This is a genomic window from Halolamina salina (genome assembly GCF_042678005.1).
GTDB classification, from domain to species: Archaea; Halobacteriota; Halobacteria; order Halobacteriales; family Haloferacaceae; genus Halolamina; species Halolamina salina.
Genome location: NZ_JBHUDH010000197.1, coordinates 3,839 through 4,171 on the forward strand (window position 1 = coordinate 3,839; position 333 = coordinate 4,171).

The window sequence follows — 333 nt, forward strand, 5'->3', positions numbered from 1 at the left end:
GTTCGAGCGTCGTTCGGTTCTCGCCGGCGTCGGCGATCGACACCGACACCGGCTCGAGGACGGGGTCCTCGACGAAGCTCACGTTCGAGCGGGCGTACGCCGGCGTGAGCGCCTCGACGCCGCTGACTCGGCGGGTGAACTGGTCGACCCGGGTGCCGTTGCGGTACACCACGCCCTCAAGCTCGTACCCCCCGTCACGGGGGACCTCGAGCGTGGTCGAGACGCGGCGCTCGCCCTCGGCGGTCAGGTCGCCGACGCTGACCTCCTTCGAGGCTTCGAGCAGCCCCGACTCGGCGTCGGTCGCCTCGAACAACACCGTCACGTTCTCCGCGG

Annotated in this window: 1 protein-coding gene; it reads right to left on the reverse strand. The window is 70.9% G+C overall.

Annotated features, from left to right (window positions below; genetic code table 11):
* The coding region (locus ACFR9S_RS14340; RefSeq protein ID WP_459077215.1) for a DUF7490 domain-containing protein at window positions 1-333 on the reverse strand (333 nt) is incomplete at both ends.